At 57.8% G+C, this 16,757-nt stretch carries 16 protein-coding genes and 1 pseudogene; 9 read left to right on the forward strand and 8 right to left on the reverse strand.

Annotated features, from left to right (window positions below):
* Nucleotides 1-28 precede the first annotated feature (28 nt).
* Complete coding sequence (locus ACIQUG_RS15125) at nucleotides 29-1,222, forward strand: NosD domain-containing protein (RefSeq protein ID WP_402322989.1); 1,194 nt, start codon at nucleotides 29-31, stop codon at nucleotides 1,220-1,222.
* A 663-nt stretch (nucleotides 1,223-1,885) separates the two neighbouring features.
* Nucleotides 1,886-3,259, forward strand: coding sequence for a tetratricopeptide repeat protein (locus ACIQUG_RS15130; RefSeq protein WP_402322990.1), 1,374 nt, complete (start codon nucleotides 1,886-1,888; stop codon nucleotides 3,257-3,259).
* 309 nt (nucleotides 3,260-3,568) lie between these two features.
* On the opposite strand, the gene ACIQUG_RS15135 is transcribed toward ACIQUG_RS15130, so the two are convergent.
* The 4 genes from ACIQUG_RS15135 to tnpA form a co-directional block, all read right to left on the reverse strand.
* Nucleotides 3,569-3,862 (reverse strand): hypothetical protein, encoded by a 294-nt coding sequence (locus tag ACIQUG_RS15135; RefSeq protein ID WP_402322991.1) that lies wholly within the window; start codon nucleotides 3,860-3,862, stop codon nucleotides 3,569-3,571.
* A gap of 81 nt (nucleotides 3,863-3,943) precedes the next feature.
* Nucleotides 3,944-5,680 (reverse strand): IS66 family transposase, encoded by a 1,737-nt coding sequence (gene tnpC / locus ACIQUG_RS15140; protein ID WP_402322992.1) that lies wholly within the window; start codon nucleotides 5,678-5,680, stop codon nucleotides 3,944-3,946.
* Nucleotides 5,681-5,725: 45 nt separating this feature from the next.
* Nucleotides 5,726-6,073, reverse strand: a complete 348-nt coding sequence (gene tnpB / locus ACIQUG_RS15145) for an IS66 family insertion sequence element accessory protein TnpB (protein ID WP_060529439.1) — start codon at nucleotides 6,071-6,073, stop codon at nucleotides 5,726-5,728.
* Nucleotides 6,070-6,471 carry an IS66-like element accessory protein TnpA gene (gene tnpA, locus ACIQUG_RS15150; protein ID WP_402322993.1) on the reverse strand — a complete coding sequence of 134 codons (402 nt, stop codon included), beginning with the start codon at nucleotides 6,469-6,471 and terminating at the stop codon, nucleotides 6,070-6,072. Before tnpA ends, tnpB begins: the two co-directional genes overlap by 4 nt.
* A gap of 328 nt (nucleotides 6,472-6,799) precedes the next feature.
* Here tnpA and istA point away from each other — a divergent pair, with 328 nt between their 5' ends.
* Genes istA through istB form a run of 3 tightly spaced genes read left to right on the forward strand, consistent with a single transcriptional unit; the run spans nucleotide 6,800 to nucleotide 9,050 of the window.
* Nucleotides 6,800-7,867, forward strand: coding sequence for an IS21 family transposase (gene istA, locus ACIQUG_RS15155; protein ID WP_402322994.1), 1,068 nt, complete (start codon nucleotides 6,800-6,802; stop codon nucleotides 7,865-7,867).
* On the forward strand, nucleotides 7,828-8,292 hold the full coding sequence (locus ACIQUG_RS15160) for a Mu transposase domain-containing protein (RefSeq protein ID WP_402323045.1): 465 nt from the start codon (nucleotides 7,828-7,830) through the stop codon (nucleotides 8,290-8,292). Before istA ends, ACIQUG_RS15160 begins: the two co-directional genes overlap by 40 nt.
* A gap of 14 nt (nucleotides 8,293-8,306) precedes the next feature.
* Entirely contained in the window at nucleotides 8,307-9,050 is a 744-nt protein-coding gene (gene istB, locus ACIQUG_RS15165) for an IS21-like element helper ATPase IstB (protein WP_402322995.1), read from the forward strand.
* Nucleotides 9,051-9,812: 762 nt separating this feature from the next.
* Here the strand turns inward: istB and ACIQUG_RS15170 are convergent.
* From ACIQUG_RS15170 to ACIQUG_RS15185, 4 genes are all read right to left on the reverse strand, one after another.
* Nucleotides 9,813-11,360: a hypothetical protein gene (locus ACIQUG_RS15170; protein WP_402322996.1), complete on the reverse strand. Its 1,548-nt coding sequence runs from the start codon at nucleotides 11,358-11,360 to the stop codon at nucleotides 9,813-9,815.
* Between the two features lie 340 nt (nucleotides 11,361-11,700).
* The gene (locus ACIQUG_RS15175) at nucleotides 11,701-12,033 is read right to left on the reverse strand and encodes a hypothetical protein (protein WP_402322997.1); all 333 of its coding nucleotides are present in this window, start codon (nucleotides 12,031-12,033) and stop codon (nucleotides 11,701-11,703) included.
* 94 nt (nucleotides 12,034-12,127) lie between these two features.
* The gene (locus ACIQUG_RS15180; RefSeq protein ID WP_402322998.1) at nucleotides 12,128-12,448 is read right to left on the reverse strand and encodes a hypothetical protein; all 321 of its coding nucleotides are present in this window, start codon (nucleotides 12,446-12,448) and stop codon (nucleotides 12,128-12,130) included.
* A gap of 232 nt (nucleotides 12,449-12,680) precedes the next feature.
* Entirely contained in the window at nucleotides 12,681-13,070 is a 390-nt protein-coding gene (locus tag ACIQUG_RS15185) for a hypothetical protein (RefSeq protein ID WP_402322999.1), read from the reverse strand.
* A gap of 273 nt (nucleotides 13,071-13,343) precedes the next feature.
* Here ACIQUG_RS15185 and ACIQUG_RS15190 point away from each other — a divergent pair, with 273 nt between their 5' ends.
* The 4 genes and pseudogenes from ACIQUG_RS15190 to ACIQUG_RS15205 form a co-directional block, all read left to right on the forward strand.
* Nucleotides 13,344-13,559, forward strand: coding sequence for a hypothetical protein (locus tag ACIQUG_RS15190; RefSeq protein WP_402323000.1), 216 nt, complete (start codon nucleotides 13,344-13,346; stop codon nucleotides 13,557-13,559).
* A 744-nt stretch (nucleotides 13,560-14,303) separates the two neighbouring features.
* Nucleotides 14,304-14,837 (forward strand): hypothetical protein, encoded by a 534-nt coding sequence (locus tag ACIQUG_RS15195; protein ID WP_402323001.1) that lies wholly within the window; start codon nucleotides 14,304-14,306, stop codon nucleotides 14,835-14,837.
* A gap of 528 nt (nucleotides 14,838-15,365) precedes the next feature.
* The gene (locus ACIQUG_RS15200; RefSeq protein ID WP_402323002.1) at nucleotides 15,366-16,139 is read left to right on the forward strand and encodes an ABC transporter permease; all 774 of its coding nucleotides are present in this window, start codon (nucleotides 15,366-15,368) and stop codon (nucleotides 16,137-16,139) included.
* A gap of 295 nt (nucleotides 16,140-16,434) precedes the next feature.
* Nucleotides 16,435-16,662: pseudogene (locus tag ACIQUG_RS15205) on the forward strand (transposase); the annotation flags it as partial.
* Nucleotides 16,663-16,757 lie beyond the last annotated feature (95 nt).

Genomic DNA, 16,757 nt, shown 5'->3' on the forward strand with positions numbered 1-16,757 from the left:
AGCGGATGGATGATGCCTGGAGCTAAAGATGCAACGCATAAAGTGGATACTCTCGATTGCGCTGAGCTCAATACTCGGGGGCTGCCAAAGTGATCTCGCGCTCCTGGCCGACGCCGCTTTACGTGCAACCCCGCAATTATCCGGAAGCGACAATGTGGATAAAAACGAGTCCGACGTTCCATCCACTCAGCCCTCCGTTCCCGAAACGACACCAGTTGAGAATGTCGATCAGGCGCCTTCCTGTGCTTCGGACGTCCGGACCAAGCTATTAGCTCCCGGTAAGAACCCAATTTCGATTGGCTGCAGTGTTCGCCTATCTTCGGCCGACGTCGTCAACCACCCTCTCATTCTGGAAGGAAGCGGCGCATCCGGAGCGGTACTCGACTGTGGCGGAGCCACAATAGACGTAAGCGCTGGCGCGGATAGAAAACAGAAAACGGCGATAGCCGTTCGCTCCAAAAAGACGGCTTCGGGGCCATGGGAAGCCCCATCCAACATCACAATCCGAAACTGCAAGATCAACGGTTTCGTGCGAATCTACGGTCTTGGCGAGAACGCCGACGGCGCGACGATGAAGGCCTCCTCGCGCAACCCCGACCATACCGCCTTTGCCCAGGCATCGGCTCCCAAGAACGTGCGCCTCGATAACGTCACCTTCACTGCCCCGGATGGCATTCCGCTCTACGTCGGCCCCGGGGTGACCAATGCCGCATTGGTGAACTCGCGGATAAACGGCAAATCCACTTCCGTCGCCATTTACCTGGACGCGGAGTCTGCAAACAACACGATCAGCAACAACGTCTTCGGGATCACCACCGAAAAACGAGAAATGATCGCTATCGACGGATCGGCCAACAACAGGATTACTGGCAACACCTTCCAGCACTCCGAAAACGGCGGCGTATTCCTGTACCGGAACTGCGGCGAGGCCGGCGTGATTCGCCACCAGAAGCCGCAATACAATCAGATCACTGGCAACTCGTTCCGCTACGCGTCATCATTCCTCGCGCAGCCGGCAGTCTGGCTGAATTCACGCAACGGCAACCGCAGCTATTGCTTCAAGGACCCGGCTTACCCATTTGGTAGTAGCGCCAGCAACCTCGATTTCGCCCAGAATAACGTGGTGCGAAACAACCGGCTCGAAGGCGGCTCCGAAAGCCTGATCCGCAACGACGATCCTAGCAACAGGATTGACGGGAACTCTGCGACGGGCGGCTGGTGATCAGCGCCGCGGGCAGTCACTATGGCTTACAAGGGCGCGAAGATACCTGCCGGGATCAAATATTCGAAGAACCGCAGCGCCACTTCCGCCTTAGACCAGCGCGGCAAGCAGCCTCGGGCGGATGCGCGACGCACAGCGAAGCGCCGCCCGCCAGGTGACGGCGTCAGCCTGGGATAGGGATCCAAGGTGGAATATGCCTTTCAAGGAAACCTCCTCACGGATTTAACGCGCCGAGGAGGTGGCCTTTCCCTGCTGCTGGAACTAGAAGCGATCGTCGTCAGCGGGATTGTGATCTTGATGTGAACAGGCTTCGATCGAAACGGGTACGACCCAGAGCCATGGGCGTTGCGTTCACGTCTGAGCGCTCGATTTCTACAAACGACGGCAATTCAGACGGCATTCACTCGCAGAATGCAACCCAAACCAATTGCAGTGCTTCGTCGGCTGGACCGAGGGGCATTGAACGGCCGTCGCGCTGGCGGCCATGCAAGTGTCCGTAGCGACCGAAGACCCGATCGCTATAGTCGACTATTCCCCCCTCCAACGCCTCGACTCGAGCGAGAAGCTCTGTCATCTGCATGAATCGCGGCGTTCGCATGATCGCATTGTTGACGGCGGCGCCACTGCATCTTACGCGTGGAGGCGGAAGCGAATTGAGGGGCGATGACAACCATGCGGCAAGGCATAAAGCAGATACCGGGCGTGTTCGAGTTTCACCCAGACGAGAGCAGCAAGAAACTTATCGTCTATTTCAGTTCTGCTTCGGCCAAGCGGCTTGAGGGCGTCAGCCAAATCGAGAAGTATCGGGCTAACAAACTCTTCATCCGCGATCCTGGGCGGGAATGGTACAATGGCCCCGTCGAGGACATAGCTTCCGGCCCCGAAGAGCTGTGTGAATGCATTCAGGACGTGGTTGCTCTGTTCGATAACAAGGACATCACGTTTGCTGGAAGCTCAATGGGCGCCTACGGTGCGATTCTGTTTGGCGCCTTGCTCGACATCCCGAGAATCGTCGCGATCGCTCCACAGGTCGTCATTCACCCCCTGCTTCCCAACTCGCCACGGCAGGAAGCCAAATATCCAGACCTCGCATCACTTCTAAAAGCTGTGAAGCCTCGATCTAAGATCAAGATCTGGTTTGGCTGCGGGGAATTGCTCGACGTCTACCAGTCGATGCGCTGCCAGGATATTGACAACTGCGAGATATACGGAATTCCGAATTCGCTTCACAACGTCCTCGCGCACTTCAAGTCGCTGAACCTGGTCGAACGATTCTTTGACCACGCCATTTTGGGGAAGCCGTTTGATTTCCAGTTCGCCGATCTCAACGGAATACCTCTCGCGGAAATCTGCGTGGCGATCGACAAAGCTTATTTGGAGGGGGACGCCTTAGGCAGCAATGACGTTCTGAAGGGCCTCGTTCATCCGCTGCTTACGGGAGCGCTCGCCTATCAGATCGGCCTGAACCATAAAAAAGCATCGGAAAACGAGGCGGCGATAGAGGCACTGACGGAAGCGGTCAAACTGAACCCGCGAAACTATGATGCCTTCTTTGCACTGGGCGGAGTCTGCCTGTCCACAGGCGACTTTGACGGCGCGATCAGAAACTACGCGCTGGCAATCGAATTTTTCCCAGGCAAGAACGTCGACTATGTGACACAGCTAGCAGGCGCGTACCGTCTCAAGAAAGACTATCATGGCGCGTTGATGCACATACACGGCGCCATGAAAATGGAGATCCCTTATGCGAAAACGCGGTATTTCGCTGGCCTGATTTACCGCGATATGGGGCGCGACGAGGAAGCTATCCGATACTTCAGCGAAGCCCTTAAGCTGCAACCCAGATTCAAGGCCGTGGCAGAACAACTCTCTTTTGTGATCGGCCGCTACTGCACCAAAGAGCTGAAGAATCGGTTCGATATAAGCGCCCAAGTTTCCGCCAAGGTAGCGCAGGCAACACTTGTGGTGAAGACGGCCGCCATCAGCGCGCTACAGTATTGCTTTGACTACGTGGAAATCACCTCAATGGCAGCTTAGGGGATGTGAGATCCGCCCTTCATCATGAAGGCGACGACGCCAGCGACGATCGGGATGAGAGCCTCGACGACAGTCTCGCCTGCATCACCTTTTGAGCGCGATTTCAGCGAGCGTTCCCAGCGCGAGCCTGACTAGGAGCATGTAAATCCCCCTATCCCGTTGACGGCTTCCCCGGCAAGTAGCGAGCCATGGCCTGGTCATGTGGGCCGATGGTGTGCGGGTTTCGGTAATTCGCGGACAGGGTTTCCATTAAATCCGTATCCATCCGGTGAGGGCCGCAGATACGGGATCACGCCGGATTTCGGCCGACTATTCACGCGGCAATTTGTTGGCAACGATCCTGAACTCTTCCGCGGTCAAGCCTGTCAGCGTCGGCATTTCCCAGTCGAAGAATCGGTTATCATGAATGGCCAGATTAATTAGCTGCCGAGTGGCGTACAGCTCTCGGAGGGACAGTTCGGTATTAGGAACGACGTCCGCTACTTTGTTGGCAACGGCCTCGACTATTGGCCCGAGTGTTGTCGACACGATCACAATGTGGCCGTCAGTTTCGAGCTGGAGAAGTGCCTCGCGCACGGCGTTTCTCAGGACCGGATCATCCATTTACGCTGTTCCATCTAATTTCCAAATTCGGTCCCTCTTTGCATGTGAGTTCCCGATGAGCTGCGACCTGCCCGTGTGACGCTAGCCGACACGCCGCATCTGCGCGAGGAGTTTCTTGCGAAAGACTTCCTTGGGCGTTCTGTACCCGAGGCCTGCGCGCTCATCGGCGGAAGCCGCAGGTAAGGCAGCCTGATCTTGCATGGGCTTCGATGCCGCCCAATTCCACGGAAGCAATTGCTCCAGCCTGGTGACCGGCGTGTCGGCGATGCGAGCGAGAACGTCGGCAAGCCAGGCCTGCGGATCGATACCGTTGAGCTTGGCCGTCATGATCAGCGTCGCCATGAAAGCAGCGCGATCAGCACCACGATCGGAGCCGGCGAAGAGCCATGACTTGCGGCCGAGAGCGAAGCCGCGCAGCGCCCGTTCGGCGGCGTTGTTGGTCAGGCAAATCCGGCCATCATGAAGGAAGGACGTGAATCCATCCCAGCGCTTCAGCATGTAGTCGATCGGCTCGGCGACCGGAGAGCTCCGGGACAGCTTTGCCCGATCGGCCTGCAGCCATTCTTGGAGCTCAGTGGCAAGCGGCTGGCTGTCGCGGCGACGCCGTTCCAGGCGGTGGTCGGCGGCCAGTCCGTTGATCTCACGCTCGATGTCGAACAGCGCGTCGATGCGTTTGACCGCCTCCAGCGCGACCGGCGAGATTGCGGCAGTATTCTTGCCGCGTTTGGCGTTGCTGGCGATGTCGGCAAGCACGAAGAACTTGCGACGCGCATGCGCCCAGCACAGCGCCTGCGTCAGCGGAACGGGATCGCGATCCACCTTGAACAGCGGGTTGTAGCCGCCATAGGCGTCCGCCTGCAGAATGCGGGTGAAGGTTTTGAGATGGCGCTCGGGATGCTCCTGCCGCCGATCGCGCGAGGCATAGTAGAGCGCCGCCGGCGGCGATGTTCCGCCGAACGGCCGGTCATCCCGGACATAGGTCCAGATGCGACCGGTATCGGTCTTGCCCTTCGCCAGGATCGGCACGGTGGTGTCGTCGCCATGCAGACGCTCGGCGGCCAGGACATGCGCCTCGATCAGCGCATGCAGCGGCTTTAATGCCGCGGCGCAGGCCCCGACCTGGTCGGCAAGCGTCGACAGGCTGAGATCGATGCCCTCGCGGGCATAGCGCTCGCTCTGCCGGTTCAGCGGCTGATGCTGACCGAACTTCTCGAACAGGATCATTGCCAAGAGGTTCGGCCCGGCAAAGCCGCGCGGCGTCAGATGGAAGGGTGCCGGCGGCTGGGTGATCTTCTCGCATTCGCGGCAAGAGAACTTCTCGCGCACGGTCTGGATGACCTTCCATTGGCGAGGGATCACCTCGAGCGTCTCGGTAACATCCTCGCTAAGCTTCGCCAGCTTGGCCGAACCGCAGCACGGGCAGTTCGAAGGCGCGGCAATGACGACGCGCTCGCGCGGCAGATGCTCGGGAGAGGGTTTGCGCGACGGACGCTTGCGCTCGAAGGCCCTGACCGTCGCGGAACGTGCCGCCATCTCCGCCGCCAGCTCGTCTTCGCCGGCGTCGGCCTCCAGCTCCTCGAGCTGCAACTCCATCTGTTCGAGAAGCCGTGCCTTGCGTTCCGAGCGGCTGCCATGGATGTCGCGCTTCAGCTTCTCGATCTCCAGCCGCAGCCGAGCGATCAGCGCATCCGAATGCGAGTTCACCGCCTGGGCACGAGCGGCAAGCGCTTCCGCTTCACGGCGGGCTGCACGCTCGGCGAGGATCATCGCATGCGCGCTGGCAAGGTCGTCGGGAAGCTGATCGGACGCATCGGTCATGGCGGGATGGAATCATATTCGCTCCCGCCGTGCCAGCGGTTTTGCTCATCCGGCCGAGCTCGGACGCCAGGTTTTTTGCGGCATTCGCCAGTCGATGCCTTCGAGCAAATAGCCGAGCTGCGCCGGCGTGATCACCACCGTGCCGTCGGCCGCCGACGGCCAGATGAAGCGGCCGCGCTCGAGCTTCTTCGTGAACAGGCAGGCACCCTGGCCATCGTGCCAAATCACCTTGATCAGGCCGCCGCTCCGGCCCCGGAAGACGAAGAGATGGCCGCTCATCGGATCGCGCTTCAACGTCTCCTGCACCATCAGCGACAGACCGGGAAAGCCTCTCCGCATGTCCGTGTAGCCAGTGGCCAGCCACACCTTTACACCGCTCGGGACCGGTATCATCGCCGCTCCAACACATCGAGGATCCGGGCCAAGGCTTCGGTATCGATGTCGCTCTCGACCCGCAGGCGACGGCCACCGCCAAGCTCGATCATCACCATGCTTGCTTTCTTGCGCGAGCGAGGGGCCGGCGGCGGCTCCGGTGATGCCGGCGTCGGCGGCTCTGGCAACGTCCCGACGACCTCCACGGGAACGAATTGCGGGATGGACGACGCGGAGATCTGGCAGAGTTCCTTACGCCAGCGGAAAAGCTGGCTCACGTGGATCCCCGCCGAGCGCGCGATCTCCGAAACACTGGCGGTCGGCTCGAGCGTTGCCGCGACCAGCCGCTCCTTCTCCTCTCGAGACCAGCGTCGACGACGCTCGACCGATGTAATCACCTCAACAAGCTGCTTTGTCATAGGACTACTCCTAGTGCTTGCACTAGGACTTGCAGTCTTCAGCCTACCTCAGCAAGGCGGCCGTCACCGGAGGGGTACTTAAATCCCGGACAGCGACGGAATGCACCCTCAACTGAGATGCGGATTCCGACGTGAAGGCGGCCGGCATTCCGATCAATATCCGGCCACCGTTCCGATTTGAAGCCGGCCACGATTCCAATCAATTACCGGCCGGATTTCGGCACTAACGATCCCCTCTGGGTCAGCAACTTTGGCATCAAGCCTCCCGATACACGGGGAGATTTTGATGCCGGCAAAGAGAAAGCTGACCATGAGACAATTACGACAGATGCTCCGGCTCGCCGGGAGCGGAACCAGCAGCCGCGAGATCGCAGTGATCCTCGGCGTTGCCCGCAGCACCGTGCAGGATAACCTGAAGCGGGCAGCCATGGCGGGACTGAGCTGGCCATTGCCAGGAGAACTGACAGACGATGCGTTGGAGCATCGGCTTTTCACCCGCGCCGGCGTCAAACAGGGACAGCGACGACGTCACGAGCCGAACTGGGCAGAGCTTTCCATCGAGCTGAAGAAGCCCGGCGTGACGCTGCTGATCCTGTGGGAGGAATATCGCAGCGTCCATCCCGATGGTTATGGCTATAGCCGTTTCTGCGAGCTGTTCCGCGGCTTCGAGCAGCGCCTGTCGCCGACAATGCGCCAGGAGCATGCGGCCGGCGACAAGGTCTTCGTCGACTATTCCGGCAAGAAGGTGCCGATCGTCGATCGCAAGACCGGCGAAGTCCGCGAGGCAGAGCTGTTCCTCGGCGTGCTCGGCGCGTCGAGCTTCACATTCGCTGAGGCCACCTGGACCCAGACCTTGCCGGACTGGATCAGCTCACATGTGCACATGTTCGCGTTCTTCGGCGGTGTGCCCCGCTTGGTCGTGCCCGACAATCTGAAGTCCGGCGTCAGCCGCGCCAGCTTCTACGATCCCGAGATCAACCGCAGTTACGGCATGATGGCGTCCCACTATGGCGTTGGCGTTCTGCCGGCGCGGCCGCGGCGTCCGAAGGACAGGCCAAGGTCGAGAACGGCATGCGCTTCGCCCAGAGCTGCATTCTCGGTCGCTTGCGCAAGCAGACGTTCTTCTCGCTTGCCGAGGCCAATGCTGCCATTGCCGAGGTGCTGGAGCGCATCAACAATCACGTCATGCGCCGCCTCGGCGTCAGCCGCAAACATCTCTTCGACACCGTCGAGCGCGCCGCGCTCGCCCGCTTGCCGGCTGAGGATTACGAGTTCGCCGAATGGCGCTTTGCATGAGCTTCGACGGATTATCATGTCGAGTTCAGGAGCTTCTTCTATTCCGTCCCGCACACCCTCATCCGCCAGCAGGTCGACATCCGGGCGACAGCGCGGATGATCGAGGTCTTCCATCGCGGCAAACGCGTTGCTGTCCACCAGCGCCGCTATGGCGGGCCGCGCTATGGAACAGACCCCGCGCACATGCCGAGCTCCCACCGCCGCTATGCCGATTGGACGCCGGAGCGCTTCCGGCGCTGGGGCGCGTCCATCGGTCCGCAGACCGAGGGGTTGATGACCGCTATCCTCGCCAGCCGGCCGCATCCCGAGCAAGGCTTCAGAACATGCCTCGGCATCCTGCGCCTTTATCGCGACATCAGCCATGAACACGCCGAGGCCGTTTCGGCGCGCGCCGTCGAGATCGGCGGCCTGACCTGCAAGACCATTACCTCGCTCATCGGCACCCACAAGCCCGCCAGACATTCCACCGAACCCGCCGCTGTCATGGAACACGCCAACCTGCGCGGCCCCGGCTACTTTCATTGAGGAGACACCCAACGATGCTGACCAATCCAACCATCGACATGCTGCGCGAACTCGGCCTGACAGGCATGACCAGCGCCTATCAGGAACTCGAGGCGCAGCCGGAAGCCAGACACCTCGAACATGGCGAATGGCTCGCTCTTCTTCTTGAGCGCGAGGCGACCACGCGCCGTCAGAAGCGCTTCGAGGCAAGGGCTCGGGCCGCGAGGCTGCGCCATGACGCCCAGGTCGAGAACATCGACTTCCGCGCCGCCCGCGGCCTCGATCGCAATCTCTTCCTGAAGCTCGCCAACTGCGATTGGATCAGGCAACACCACAGCCTCTTGCTGATTGGACCCGCCGGCGTCGGAAAGAGCTGGCTGGCCTGCGCGCTCGGACACAAGGCCTGCCGGGAGGACTTCTCCGTCGCCTATCATCGCCTGCCCAGGCTGTTCGCCACCCTTGCGCTCGCGCGCGGCGACGGCCGTTATCCCAAGGTCCTCAAGGCGCTCGCCAGATCCGACCTGCTCATCCTCGACGACTGGGGGCCCGAGAAGCTCAACGACGAGCAGCAGCGCGATCTCCTGGAGATCGTCGAGGACCGCTACGAGAAGCGATCCACCATCGTCACCAGCCAGGTGCCCGTCGATCACTGGTATGACATGATCGGCAATCCAACGATCGCCGATGCCGTCCTCGACCGCCTTGTCCACAACGCCTACCGCATCGAACTGTCCGGCGAGAGCTTGCGAAAGCAGCGTCAAACACCATCCGCCGCTTGACCGCGCGACAATCACGAGCCATTCAAAACAACGACCCAGGGGAGCACCGACTGGCCGGATTCAGATCGGAATAGTGGCCGGAATGAAATCGGAATAGGTGGCCGGTTTCGTTTCGGAATCAATGGCCGACTTCATCGGAATGCGCAACTGAGACATATTAAGTAGCGGACAGTTTCTCGAATACAGGAACTGGAAATGGTTGGAAGAAAGCCAAGATTTAGCAAAGCAAGATTTGCCAGCATCAGGTTGAACTCGATTTTTTTCAAGAAGCCTTGCGGCATGTCAGGGGCAGTCAACAGCAGAAAGACGCGCCTGGAGGGGCGGCGTCTTCGAAGTCATCCAGAAAATGACAGCCCGGATGCCGCAAGGCTCGACAGGAATCGAACAGATTTGCCGTCTGGCTGGTGTTAGCCGGGCGGGGTACTACCGGTACTGGCAGCAATCAGCGCCGCGTCAGGAAGAAACCGGTCTACGAGATGGCAACCAAAGGCTGGCCTTGGCCAATCGGCATTATGGATTTCGCCGGATTGGCGCTAGGAATACGAACAGTCCTTATTATCGTCGCACGCAAGTGCCGTACCTGAACTCACAAGCCGGCAATTGTCCTGCAATTTCTCTGTCTCACTGTAAGGATGCATTCCAGTTGACGCGGGCGATCTAAGAGGGATGGCGGAATTGTTATTCGGCTATGGCACCTTACCCCCGCTTTTGGTGGGGCTCAGGAAGGTGCGGATCTGCTGTTGGTTGGACGATTCATACGGGCTAGCCTGCCCTCGCACTCCACGCCATGACCCCAGACAGATATTCGTCTAGTTCGTCACTTCCATTGTCAATGAGAGGCGACGGCAGTTCTTTTTGGTCGAGCTCATCGAGGCTACGATAGAATTCGTCAGCACAGGTCATATATGCCAGCCTTCCCTCTTCGATGAGGTCAGCGTAATCAACAAGCGGTTCGTCACCAAAGACAAACGATGGCACACCGTAATACTCAAACTCGAAAATCGATGAGGAATTGACGGTCAGATGAAGCGCCGTGTACGGGGCCAGGTTGGGGATGCTGACCCCCTTAATCCCGTCAGGCATGAACACATTTGCAAGTCTAGGGATGCCTCGAAGCTTGCTGTTCTTCGGGTGCGGCTTGACGAGGAACAAAAGCCCCGCCTCCTTGGCTCTGTCATCACTGATGATAGCGCTGAGCAAGGGGGGGAACTCCACCTGATCGCGCAACGTGATTACGACGACTTTCTTGTGGTCTCCTGCCTTTGCCAAGGTTTTCTCAACCAAGGCGGAGCCGCGGGGGCTCTTGTCCTCGAAGTAGTCGAGCCAAGGAGAACCCGCAGTTATGATGCGAGTGGATGGGAACGTCTTCGCCATGGCCCTCTTTTCGCGACTTCCCCACGCAAGGAATACGTCTGGGAAGAGGTGATAACCATCGAGTGGCGCTTCATCCCAATGATTGTAGGGCAGGTTAAAGCCGACATGGTTGCCGTGCTGAATGTCAACGGCAATCACGCCGCACTCCTTGCACGCCATGATGAGCGGGAAAGAATAGTCGATAGGGCTAAAGAATGCGCAGCGCGGCCGATATTCCTCGAGGATTTTTTTGAACGTTTCCTTCATATTGAAGAATTCATCAAGGTAGAAGTTGATGATTTCGTCTGTAATAGCGGCCTTGGGGAAAGCTTTCTTCATCGCCGGGATGGCGTGTGACAAACCACTGATCAGCAAATGATTGCGGGTTCCTCGAACAACCGAAGGCAAAATATACTTTGGTGCAATATGCCGGTTCTTAGGAAGATGCCCCTGAGCTTTTAGGTACTCTACTTTTTGCACCGTTCCATGCTTGGCGAGCAGTTCACAAAGCGGGTCGGAGAGACGATTGTACGAGACGCCATCTATTTCGCATAGGTCAATGCTGTTCTGATTGGAGAATACCACGAAATCAACCGGAGCCGACTTTCCTTCGAGATCGTCAGCGCTGACAGCGTTGTGTTCGTCCACGTAGAGATCACGCCACACCATCGCTGGAAACCCGCTGAAAACGTTCTTCCCGGCTACAGGCCTTCCCATCATGACGCAAATCAGACGCAGCCATATGTAAAACCGCAACGCCGGCCACATATGGAACCCTTTGAATTTTATATTGTTTACCGGGTAAGTGGCCGGAAAGTTTCTTACGGATTGAGAATTCGCTAGCCAATCAGAAAAACTTGCTTCCGGTACCTTTGAAATTGTGGAGGGCAGAGGCCGCTTTCTAGTCAATGCGACCCGCCTTTCCACGTACTTTCGTAATGTCTTAAAGGAAATCATTTCCAGTTCTCTCAACTTATGTATTTGGAACTGAGTGCCCGGAAATGCTGGGGAAGTCAATTTCTCAAGGGCCAACGTCCTGAGCACTCCCGTTCTTGAGATTTACATAACTTCTCGTGGGCTATCGTTTTCACTACTCCAAACTTATCTGTATTGGGGGAACTTCTCCGGCAGCAGCAGAACGCCCGGCTTCCAGGACGTTCTTCGTCACAATCATCGCCTATGGTTGATTTGCCTGGCATAGGTCAGATCCGAAACGACCAGCAGTTCCTTGCTAAATGTTTCCGCTTCGGCGGTCCAGAAATCGACCGACTCGCTGCTCGTCATCATCTTTCCCTCGTCAAATCCGGTTCACGCTGACCTTAGCGAGCTGGATCTCCGCGCTACCGCTGATGCGGATATCGAGCGGGTTGACCCGCATCGGCAGGATGGCCCGGAACACGACCTCATCCCTCCACAGACCGATCTTGCGGGCCTGGGTGAACACGAATGTCCCGGTCGGATCGATCAGATCGACCACCACCTGCCGCCAATCGAAGGATTCCTGATTGATCGCCGCGCCGCCCGGATAAGAGCCGCTCGATGCAAACACCGAGGGGAAATACCGAGCTGTCACACGGTTCTCGACTTCGATGTCGTCGAAGTTATCGAACGCATAGTTCAACGTCTGCACGACCTTCTTCGTGGCATCGACGTTGATGAAGTGGGTGATGTCGTAGGGCAGCTGATAGGTCGTGACGTTGGAATGCGTGATCGTGCCACCAGCATCATCCCAACCCCTCGCCTTGTTCCCGGAAATCGTCGCGAACTTGGTGACGTTCAGCAGGTCCGCGCCTTTTGCTGCCGGGAAGTCGGGCTTGCCGCAATCGGGTAACCCGACTTCCCGGCATCACCCACCACCTCACCTTCGGCTCGCTGATAGTGACCCCACCGCTCTTGTGGAGCAGGAAAGTCAGCTTCTCGAAATGCATCTTGCCTGGCAGGTCGGTATGATCGATCGCAAAGACGCCGGCGGAACCGGTGATCTCCGTCCAGAGGCAGGCTGACTTACCGTCGGCCCGGTACGGCGACTGAAAGGCATCCTTCACATAGACCGTGACTTCCGGGTCGGAAAGTTTGAGCTCGAACCTATCGGCTCCGACCTGTGTGTAGCGTTGACCACGACTTCGAGCAGCGCGTAGTCCCCAAGCGAAATCGTTCCGCCATACTGCAGCAGCAGATATTCCGACTGCGTGATGTAGTTCTGGTCATAGGAACCGGCACTCGCAATCAACTCGTCATAGTATTTGGCGGTGGCTGGGCTGAGTGAAACCTGGTTGATCAGAATCTCATTGAACCGTTCGGCTCGCTCGTAGGCGTTCCGGAACAATCGTTGTTATCGGTAACGGTGACGCTGCCACGCTTGCGAAAGAGCTTCATCGCGTTTGCCGGTCGCGCCATCGTCTTGACGAACCGATGGAGCGATCGGCAATAGGGGCGCTGAACGCCCGTTGGCCCTTGCGTGAAGGCTCCGTTCGTGGTGCCGTCGAACATGCGAAGAGTGTGCGAGGCGTCGTAGACCGCTTTCCATTCGCTGCAAAGGACCGGGATTGCGCCGAATGACTTCACTGTCTCAACCATCAGACGGATGTCCTCCTGATAGTTGGTGAAGCTCACGCCTTCGTTGTAGGAATTGTAGCCCTCCATAATGAAGACGTAGGTGAGGCCCATGTGTTTCGGATGATCGGCGCATAGCCCGTGACCGTGTCAAGGCGGATCCGATCCAACAGCTCTTGCATGTTGTGGCCGCTGTAAGAGTAGTTCTCAAAGTTGAAATCCGACAACACGTTGCTCATCGGAGTATCCTTTCAAAGCACTTTAGCAATCACTGATATTGCTAGCTCTAACAAAAACCTGCATTATGGTGCAGAGTGCCTTGGGAGGGGCATAAGAATGGGCTCTATAAGTCGCTGGATCTTTGGCGGACCGAAGGTGAAAGACGCTATGAGCGGCCTCACCCCCTATGAACGCTTTTTGCTGATCGAAATGCGCAATGAGATTGGCGACCTCGACGCCTCGCTCGATCAAATTCTGAAGGACATGGGAGATGGGGAAACCGAGGTGCGGCTCGACGATGTGAAAAGGTCTTTAGCCGCTCTATCGGAGGAGTTTTCCGGAGAAACAGAGCGGGGTGTCCCCGATCAAATCCGCCTACCCTGACGACCCGGTGAACGGGAGCTAAGTCATTAGAGCGTTACGCCCGGATCCTGGATGCTGACCGCCAGCACCGCCGCGCTCTTCGCAACACCGATCTGAATGGTATCCAAGTCGGTTACGAGATCGGCCCGGACACAGATGCCACCCGCGGTCGCACCGATCGTGATGTCGCCGTCTCTGAGAACGGCCAGCGGCTGATTGGCGGAAGCGCCATTCAGGACGATACCTTTGACCTAGCGCGTGCCAGTGCCGTTGTTGTCGGAAAGCATCCAGCGATTGGTAGCTGCGTTCAGAAAAGCAGCCTTGCCGGCCCTGATAGTCTCGACGACTATACCGGTGTCGCGCGTGGCATTGCTGCCGGCAGGCACATTTCCGGCCGTAATCGTCACCACAAACAAGTGGCAACCATCGCTTCATGAGCACGCACGAGCGACTAATCCGGATCGAGTGAGTTTGTGATATAGTTGACCCATGAAACGCGCCTCAGAAAGCCCACTGCACTATTACTATCGCATCGATTTGCTGTGCCCTCGCTGTGGCGCGTCCGGGCCTGCCGAGGTTTCGCAACACAGCCATCGTTACACAAACAAACTGCGACTGCACATCGATCGCGTATCCAGAGGCTTCTACGTTTCGATTGCCACAAACTCGCCAGCAACGACAGAAATATGCTGCTCGGCATGCGAAGAGATCGCCTGTAAGGGCGCACAATAGCAGCAAGCGCATTCATCTCCGGTTTTGCTTGCCGTGTTACAATTCGCGGCTCGGTTTCATCCAAGAGGACTGAAACATGAATCGAAATACGGTCATCGGAATAATTCTCGCCGTGGTGGTTATCATCCTTGTCGTCGTTCTGATGCCAAAGAAGGAAGCGACTACGGAAACGGCGACACCGCCGACAACCACAACGGAGCCTGCGACCTCTACGACACCAACAACGTTGAAGCCTTCGACGACAGAGCCGTCAACCATGCCACCCTCTACAACCACGCAACCTTCGACAACGACGCCTTCGACTACCGAACCGTCAACGACCGCGCCGTCAACACAACCTTCCACTACGCAGCCGTCAACAACCGCTCCGGCGCAATAAGCAAAGGCGGCCCGCCAATCCTGCGGGACAGGAGAGCGGCCCGCGCGATCACCCGTCGCCAGAGGAAGAGAGCGCCAGGGATGGGGACCGAAGCCGAGGGACGCCAGCAAACCAAATCAAAGCGTTACGGCAGCTTCGCGTTCCGTCCTAAAGATCAGCTTTCGTGGCGAAGGTGTCCACCGAGTTGATTGATCATGCCATCGAATAGGAGCGGGCTGCAGTATCCATTTCACTCGTCTTGTTAGGGCGTGCCGGCGAGGTTGAACTTGACGTAGTTCGTGTTACCGGCGATCTGGGTGAGGCCGCGCCCACCTTAGTGGCAGCCCGCGTCGCGACTGGTGTTGCCGGCTGCGGGCACCGTCGGTTTCGTGGTGTGGCTCTGCCAGGATTGCGGCCGCATGCTGAATTGGGCTTCGTCGACGCCCAGCCCAGTCGAGAAACACCTCGATTCCTTCTACCTGCACGTCGAGCGAGCGCACGGCCGCGAAGAATTTCGCGCGATCCATCGGTGTCTTCCGTGTTGGTAAAGAAAGACCTCGCCCGGTAGACGGCGTCAAGCATTCCGAACCCGGTGAGGTTATGGCGCTCATGGTATCACCGGCATTTTCGTGGATGGGGAACGATCGAAAGCACGATCATCCCAAAACAAGACCTTGCCCCTAGTGAAGCAAAAAGGATAAAGACTAGCGACAACACATCCGGAGTGCAAATAGCCGATGACTTTGGTCGCGACCCATGTGCGAGTGGTCTCAGCGCTGATCGTTCGTGAAATGTCGACTAAGTTCGGTTCGAAGCCTGGCGGCTATATCTGGGCGCTAATCGAGCCCATCGGCTATATCGCGATGATGACGGTGATCTTCAGCGCGATCGCGCACGCGCCGGCAGTCGGAACCAGTTTCGTGCTTTTCTTCGCAACCGGATATCTCGGATTTCAGATCTATAACGCTAAGGTCTCTTATCTGGGGTCTGCAGTGCGGGCCAACAAAACGCTGCTCAGTTATCCGAACGTCGCGCCGATCGATGCGGTCATCGCGCGCTATATCTTGCAGACCATGACCACGACGCTCGTCGCCATAATCGTGTTCTCCGCGATCTTCATGACGTTCTATCACATTCCCGAGTTCGACTGGCCACGGTTGATCGAAGCTGAAGTGTTCGGTGGAGCACTGGCACTTGGTGTCGGTATGTTCAACAGCGTCTTGTTTGTCAGGTATGCTCTCTACGAGCAAATTTACGGCATCTTCACGCGTCCAATGTTTCTGATGTCTGGCGTGTTCTTCCTACCCGACTCGATCCCCCATCCTTATCGGGAGTTACTGCTCTACAATCCCCTCTGCCATCTGATCATGCTTTTCCGGTCAGGCTTCTACCCTGAGTACAGGGCGGTTGGCCTCGACGTCACCTATCTCGCCATCTGCTCCGCAGCCGTCTTCTTCGTCGGCATGACCGTCTTCACGTTTTCGAGGCGGGTTTTGCGTAACGATGCCTGAGGCCCGATAAAAACGTGCCATGTGGCAATTCAAGGCCCCTCGGTGTTGGGGACCTTCTGTTTTAGTTGTGAGCGTCCGGCGAAGGCATTTTCGCTCGAGAGAGCCGATATTATAGGTCGCGTTTCATCTCGTCTGCCATAACGCGGTCGACCACATCCGGATCGCATTGTTCATCGACGAGAAACTGGCGGATACCACCATCCCATGTCCGTATTGATCTGAACCCTTCAAACTGGACCGATTTTGGTTAGAGTTTTCCGGTGATTTTTCCTGGCTGAGAAAGGAACGGAAGACGATGAAGGCATCGCAGTTTTCGGACGCGCAGAAGGCGTTCATTCTGAAGCAGGGTGATGAAGGGGTGACGGTCGCGGAGATCTGCCGCAAGGCGGGGATCAGCCAGGCGACCTATTTCAACTGGAAGAAAAAATACGCGGGTCTGTTGCCGCCGGAGATGAAGAAGCTGAAGCAGCTCGAGGACGAGAATGCGCGGCTGAAGAAGATCGTCGCGGACCTGACGCTGGACTGTGTTTCGGCGTGCAAATTTGACCCCCTTGGCGGGGTAATCGGCGTCCAATTTTGACCCCCCTCAGATTTCATCTGACCATCCGGCTTTTTGCG

Source organism: Ensifer sp. NPDC090286, from assembly GCF_044769565.1.
In the GTDB taxonomy this organism is placed as follows: Bacteria; Pseudomonadota; Alphaproteobacteria; order Rhizobiales; family Rhizobiaceae; genus Ensifer.

What these genes read in the sequence shown, in the direction of transcription:
- ACIQUG_RS15200 (WP_402323002.1), top strand. Translation starts at nt 15,366, where the DNA reads ATGACTTTGGTCGCGACCCATGTGCGAGTGGTCTCAGCGCTGATCGTT.
- ACIQUG_RS15125 (WP_402322989.1), top strand. Translation starts at nt 29, where the DNA reads ATGCAACGCATAAAGTGGATACTCTCGATTGCGCTGAGCTCAATACTC.
- istB (WP_402322995.1), top strand. Translation starts at nt 8,307, where the DNA reads ATGCTGACCAATCCAACCATCGACATGCTGCGCGAACTCGGCCTGACA.
- tnpC (WP_402322992.1), bottom strand. Translation starts at nt 5,680, where the DNA reads ATGACCGATGCGTCCGATCAGCTTCCCGACGACCTTGCCAGCGCGCAT.
- ACIQUG_RS15135 (WP_402322991.1), bottom strand. Translation starts at nt 3,862, where the DNA reads ATGGATGATCCGGTCCTGAGAAACGCCGTGCGCGAGGCACTTCTCCAG.
- ACIQUG_RS15170 (WP_402322996.1), bottom strand. Translation starts at nt 11,360, where the DNA reads ATGATTTCCTTTAAGACATTACGAAAGTACGTGGAAAGGCGGGTCGCA.
- istA (WP_402322994.1), top strand. Translation starts at nt 6,800, where the DNA reads ATGCTCCGGCTCGCCGGGAGCGGAACCAGCAGCCGCGAGATCGCAGTG.
- ACIQUG_RS15190 (WP_402323000.1), top strand. Translation starts at nt 13,344, where the DNA reads ATGAGCGGCCTCACCCCCTATGAACGCTTTTTGCTGATCGAAATGCGC.
- tnpB (WP_060529439.1), bottom strand. Translation starts at nt 6,073, where the DNA reads ATGATACCGGTCCCGAGCGGTGTAAAGGTGTGGCTGGCCACTGGCTAC.
- ACIQUG_RS15185 (WP_402322999.1), bottom strand. Translation starts at nt 13,070, where the DNA reads ATGGGCCTCACCTACGTCTTCATTATGGAGGGCTACAATTCCTACAAC.
- tnpA (WP_402322993.1), bottom strand. Translation starts at nt 6,471, where the DNA reads ATGACAAAGCAGCTTGTTGAGGTGATTACATCGGTCGAGCGTCGTCGA.
- ACIQUG_RS15130 (WP_402322990.1), top strand. Translation starts at nt 1,886, where the DNA reads ATGACAACCATGCGGCAAGGCATAAAGCAGATACCGGGCGTGTTCGAG.